General features: G+C 70.4%; 5 protein-coding genes. 4 read left to right on the forward strand and 1 reads right to left on the reverse strand.

The window, feature by feature from the left end:
* The first annotated feature begins 84 nt into the window (after positions 1 to 84).
* The 4 genes from HNV26_RS36880 (at position 85) to HNV26_RS36895 (ending at position 3,710) form a co-directional block, all read left to right on the forward strand.
* Positions 85 to 894: an alpha/beta hydrolase gene (locus HNV26_RS36880; RefSeq protein ID WP_171441068.1), complete on the forward strand. Its 810-nt coding sequence runs from the start codon at positions 85 to 87 to the stop codon at positions 892 to 894.
* A gap of 160 nt (positions 895 to 1,054) precedes the next feature.
* Positions 1,055 to 1,939, forward strand: coding sequence for an S-methyl-5'-thioadenosine phosphorylase (locus HNV26_RS36885; protein ID WP_171441069.1), 885 nt, complete (start codon positions 1,055 to 1,057; stop codon positions 1,937 to 1,939).
* Positions 1,936 to 3,042: an S-methyl-5-thioribose-1-phosphate isomerase gene (gene mtnA, locus HNV26_RS36890; RefSeq protein ID WP_171441070.1), complete on the forward strand. Its 1,107-nt coding sequence runs from the start codon at positions 1,936 to 1,938 to the stop codon at positions 3,040 to 3,042. The genes HNV26_RS36885 and mtnA overlap by 4 nt, the downstream gene beginning before the upstream one ends.
* Positions 3,039 to 3,710: a class II aldolase/adducin family protein gene (locus HNV26_RS36895; protein WP_171441071.1), complete on the forward strand. Its 672-nt coding sequence runs from the start codon at positions 3,039 to 3,041 to the stop codon at positions 3,708 to 3,710. Before mtnA ends, HNV26_RS36895 begins: the two co-directional genes overlap by 4 nt.
* Here the strand turns inward: HNV26_RS36895 and HNV26_RS36900 are convergent.
* Positions 3,664 to 4,578 (reverse strand): metallophosphoesterase (locus HNV26_RS36900; protein WP_171453020.1); only part of this gene is annotated, 915 nt, incomplete at its 5' end. The two genes, HNV26_RS36895 and HNV26_RS36900, sit on opposite strands and share 47 nt — an antisense overlap.

Raw genomic sequence — 4,578 nt, forward strand, 5'->3', positions numbered from 1 at the left:
GGGTGGGGATGACAGGTTCTGCCCACCACCGGCGTGACGCCACTCGCCGTCGCGCTGCGTTGCGAACTGCGGCACACTGGCCCCATGCTTCGGCTGCGCCGCATCCTCATCCTCATCCTGACCACCTTCGGCTCCATCTATCTGGTGTTGTGTGTGGCGGTGTTCGCGCTGCAGCGCTCCTTGCTTTACCCAGCTCCCAAGGGCACGCCGCCGCTGGCGGAAGGTGATGGCTTCAGCCGCCTCCCGTTGGAGGGCGGCCTGTACGTGGACTTGTTCCACCTGCCGGCGCCTCCGGGCGCTCCCACGGTGGTGCACTTCCACGGCAACGGGGAGCAGGTGCTGACGCAGATAGGCCTGGGCAACTTGATGCAGGCGCGGGGGCTGGGCTTCCTCACCGTCGAGTACCCGGGCTATGGCGCGTCACCGGGGCATCCCACGGAGGAAGGCATCTACGCCGCGGCGGAGGCGGCGCTCGCCTGGCTGCGCGCGAAGGGGGTGCGCGCCGAGCAGACGGTGCTCAGTGGCCGCAGCCTGGGAACGGGCGTCGCGGTGGAGATGGCGCGGCGCGGGCACGGCTCCCGGGTCATGCTCGTGAGTCCGTACACGTCCATCCCGGACATCGGGGCCACGGCCTTTCCCTTCCTGCCCGTCCGCCTGTTGGCCCGGGACCGGTATGACACCGCGTCCAAGGCCGCCGCCGTGAAGCTCCCCGTGCTCATCATCCACGGCGAGGAGGACACGCTCATCCCCGTGGACATGGGGCGCCGGCTGGGCACGCTCTTCCCCCAGGCCGTCGTGGAGACCGTGGCTGGGGCGGGGCACAACGATGTCCTCGAAGACCCCGGGAAGGTCTACAGACATCGGATGGCGTCATTCGCGCTGGGAGAACCCTGAGCGGCGGAGTCGGGTGGATTTGACGCTGACGGGGACCGGGCGCACGGCCCCATGAGCGCCTGGACAGGGCCGCGCTCTGGCTTGCTCGAGTCCGCCACGACTCCTACGCTCCCTGCCGCCGGCGCAGTCCTTGTGCCGGCGTCCACCGGGAGCCCGCCGCATGTCCAACCCTACCTCGCCCGTCATCGGCATCATTGGTGGCAGTGGCCTGTACCAGATGGATGGCTTGACGGACGTCGAATGGAAGAAGGTGACGTCCCCCTTCGGTGAGCCTTCGGACGAGCTGTGCTTCGGCACGCTCGGAGGGCACCGCGTCGTCTTCCTGCCGCGTCACGGGCGGGGCCACCGGCTGGCGCCGACGGACATCAACTTCCGCGCGAACATCGACGCGCTCAAACGCAGCGGGGTGACGGACCTGCTGTCGTTGTCCGCCGTGGGGGGGCTGCGGGAGGAATACCCACCGGGCACCTTCGTCGTCGTGGACCAGTTCATCGACCGGACCTTCGCCCGGGACAAGAGCTTCTTCGGCACGGGGCTGGTGGCGCACGTCTCCATGGCGAAGCCGGTGTGCTCGCGGCTGGGGGACGCGGTGATTTCCGCGTGCGAGGGCCTGGGCGTCGTCGCGCGCCGGGGCGGCACGTACCTGGCCATGGAGGGGCCGCAGTTCTCCTCCATCGCGGAGAGCCACCTGTACCGGAGCTGGGGCTGTGACGTCATCGGCATGACGAACATGCCCGAGGCCAAGCTCGCGAGGGAGGCGGAGCTCTGTTACGCGACGGTGGCCATGGTCACCGACTTCGACTGCTGGCATCCGGCCCATGACGCCGTCACGGTGGACCAGGTGGTCTCCGTGCTGCTGGGCAACGCGGGCAAGGCGAAGGGGCTGGTGAAGAACGTGGTGCCGCTGCTCGGGGCGCATACCGGCCCCTGTGCCCAGGGCTGCCACAAGGCGCTGGACCACGCCATCATCACCGCGCCCACGGCGTGGGACGCCGCCATGGTGGAGAAGCTGTCCGCGGTCGCGGGCCGGGTGCTGCGCCGATGAAGGTCCATGGCAAGCCGATGCGCTCCATCTGGCTGGCGCCGGACGCGCAGGCCGCGGAGGCCATTGACCAGACGCGGCTTCCGCACGCGCTCGTCACCGTGCGGCTGACGACGCTGGATGAGGCCGCCCATGCCATCCGGAGCATGAAGGTGCGCGGCGCGCCCCTCATCGGTGCCGCCGCGGCCTATGGCGTCTGGCTGGCTTTGCGCGCGGATGCCTCGGACGGTGCGTTGGAGCATGGGCTCGCGGTGCTGCGGGGCACGCGTCCCACCGCCGTGAATCTGCACTGGGCCCTGGATGACATGCGTCAGCTCCTGGTGCCGCTGCCTCCCGCTGAGCGGGTGGCTGCCGCGCTTCGCCGCGCGGAGGCCATCAGTGACGAGGACGTGGCCATCAACCGCGCCATCGGCGCGCACGGCCTGAAGCTCCTGGAGGACGCCTGGGCGCGCAAGGGGCGCCAGGGCCGCCTGGAGGTGCTCACGCACTGCAACGCCGGCTGGTTGGCCACGGTGGACTTCGGCACCGCGCTCTCGCCCATCTACCAGGCGCACGACGCGGGCATCCCCGTGCACGTCTGGGTGGATGAGACGCGTCCTCGCAACCAGGGCGCGCAGCTCACGGCCTGGGAGCTGGGGCAGCACGGCGTCCCGCACACCGTCATCGCGGACAACGTGGGGGGCCACTTGATGCAGCACGGGCAGGTGGACCTGTGCATCGTCGGCACGGACCGCACCACGGCCCAGGGCGACGTGGCGAACAAGATTGGCACCTACCTCAAGGCGCTGGCGGCGAAGGACAACGGCGTGCCCTTCTACGTGGCGCTGCCCTCGCCCACCATCGACTGGACGCTGCGGGATGGGGTGCGTGAGATTCCGATTGAACAGCGTGACGGCGCGGAGCTGAGCGACGTCACCGGACGGTTGGCGTCGGGTGAGGTGGCCACGGTGCGGATTACGCCGGAGGGGAGCCCCGCGGCGAACTACGCCTTCGACGTGACGCCCGCGAGGCTGGTGACGGCGCTCATCACCGAGCGCGGCGTGTGCCCGGCTTCGCGCGACGGGCTGCTGTCGCTCTTCCCCGAGCGGCGCGGGAGGGCGGAATGAGCGGTGTATGCGAGCACCTCGCCCTGCGCGAGTCGATGATTGCCACCGCGCGGCGGATGAATGCGTCCGCGCTCAACCAGGGCACCTCCGGCAACCTGAGCGTGCGGGTGGAGGCCGGCTTCCTGCTGACGCCCACCGGCATGGACTACGACTCGCTGGTGCCGGAGGACCTGGTCCTCATGCGCTTCGACGGCAGCCACGAGGGGCGCCGGAGTCCGTCCTCGGAGTGGCAGCTCCACCGGGACATCCTGGCCGCCAGGCCGGAGGTGGGCGCGGTGCTGCATGCGCACTCCATGTTCTGCACCACGTTGGCGTGCCTGCACCGGGACATCCCCGCCTTCCACTACATGGTGTCCGCCGCGGGCGGCACGGACGTGCGCTGCGCGCCCTATGCCACGTTCGGCACGGCGGAGCTCGCGGCCTACGTGCTGGCCGCGCTGGAGGGCCGCAAGGCCTGCCTGATGGCGAACCACGGCATGGTGGCCGTGGGCAAGGACTTGCCCGCGGCCTTCAAGCTGGCCGTCGAAGTGGAGACGCTGGCCGCCATGTACTGGCGGGCGCTCCAGGTGGGGGAGCCGGTGCTGCTGGACGGCGCGGAGATGGCGCGCGTCCTGGAGAAGTTCAAGACGTACGGCCAGCAGCCGACGCCCCCGTCGCGCGGAGCGTGAGGACCGTCACCTCCGTCGGGACGCCGATGCGGAAGGGCAGCCAGTGCCCCGTTCCGCCGGACACGTAGAGCTGGTGGTCGCCCTGGCGGTAGCGGCCCAGCATGTACTTGAAGGCGAACCAGAAGGCCGAGACGCCCAGGAAGGCCACCTGTCCGCCGTGGGTGTGGCCGGCCAGCGTCAGCCGGGCGCCGCGCTCGGCCGCGAGCGGGAAGAAGTCCGGATGGTGTGTCAGGCAGAGCACCACTTCTTCGGGCGCCACGTCGCGGAAGCCGGCTTCCGCGGACTGCTGCATGCGCTCCACCTTCACGCGGGGACTGCGGCCGGACATGGGGTAGTCCACGCCCACCACGCGCACGCGCTGGCCGGCGTGCTCGAAGGCATGGGACGTGTCCACCAGCAGGCGCACGGGGCCGCCTCGCGCCTCCACGTCGGCGTAGGCCTGGCGGATGGCCTCCAGGCCGCGCCAGTGCTCATGGTTGCCCAGGACGGCGAGCATGCCGTGGTGGGCCTTGCACTCCGACAGCGCCTCCATGGTGCCGTCGAGCTGGTCCAGGTCGTCGATGAGGTCTCCCGTCATCACCTGGAGGTCCACCTTGGCGTCGTTCATCGCCCGCACGGCGTCTTGCAGGTACTGGGTGTCGATGAACGTGCCGACGTGGACGTCCGTAATCTGGCCGATGCGGAACCCGTCCATCGACGGAGGCAGGCCGGGCAGGTGGATGTCGACCTCGCGGACGGAGAACTGCGTGTAGCCGTTGGCGAGCCCCACCGAGCTCGTCCCGGCCGCCAGCAGCGGCACCGCGCGGCCGGCGTTCGTCAGCAGGTTGCGGCGCGACATGTTCACCGGCGGGGTGGTGGGGGCCTCGGG

Source organism: Myxococcus xanthus (assembly GCF_013116825.1).
GTDB classification, from domain to species: domain Bacteria; phylum Myxococcota; class Myxococcia; order Myxococcales; family Myxococcaceae; genus Myxococcus; species Myxococcus xanthus_B.

Coding starts and splice junctions, on each gene's coding strand:
- HNV26_RS36880 (WP_171441068.1), top strand. CDS start 85: ATGCTTCGGCTGCGCCGCATCCTCATCCTCATCCTGACCACCTTCGGC.
- HNV26_RS36885 (WP_171441069.1), top strand. CDS start 1,055: ATGTCCAACCCTACCTCGCCCGTCATCGGCATCATTGGTGGCAGTGGC.
- mtnA (WP_171441070.1), top strand. CDS start 1,936: ATGAAGGTCCATGGCAAGCCGATGCGCTCCATCTGGCTGGCGCCGGAC.
- HNV26_RS36895 (WP_171441071.1), top strand. CDS start 3,039: ATGAGCGGTGTATGCGAGCACCTCGCCCTGCGCGAGTCGATGATTGCC.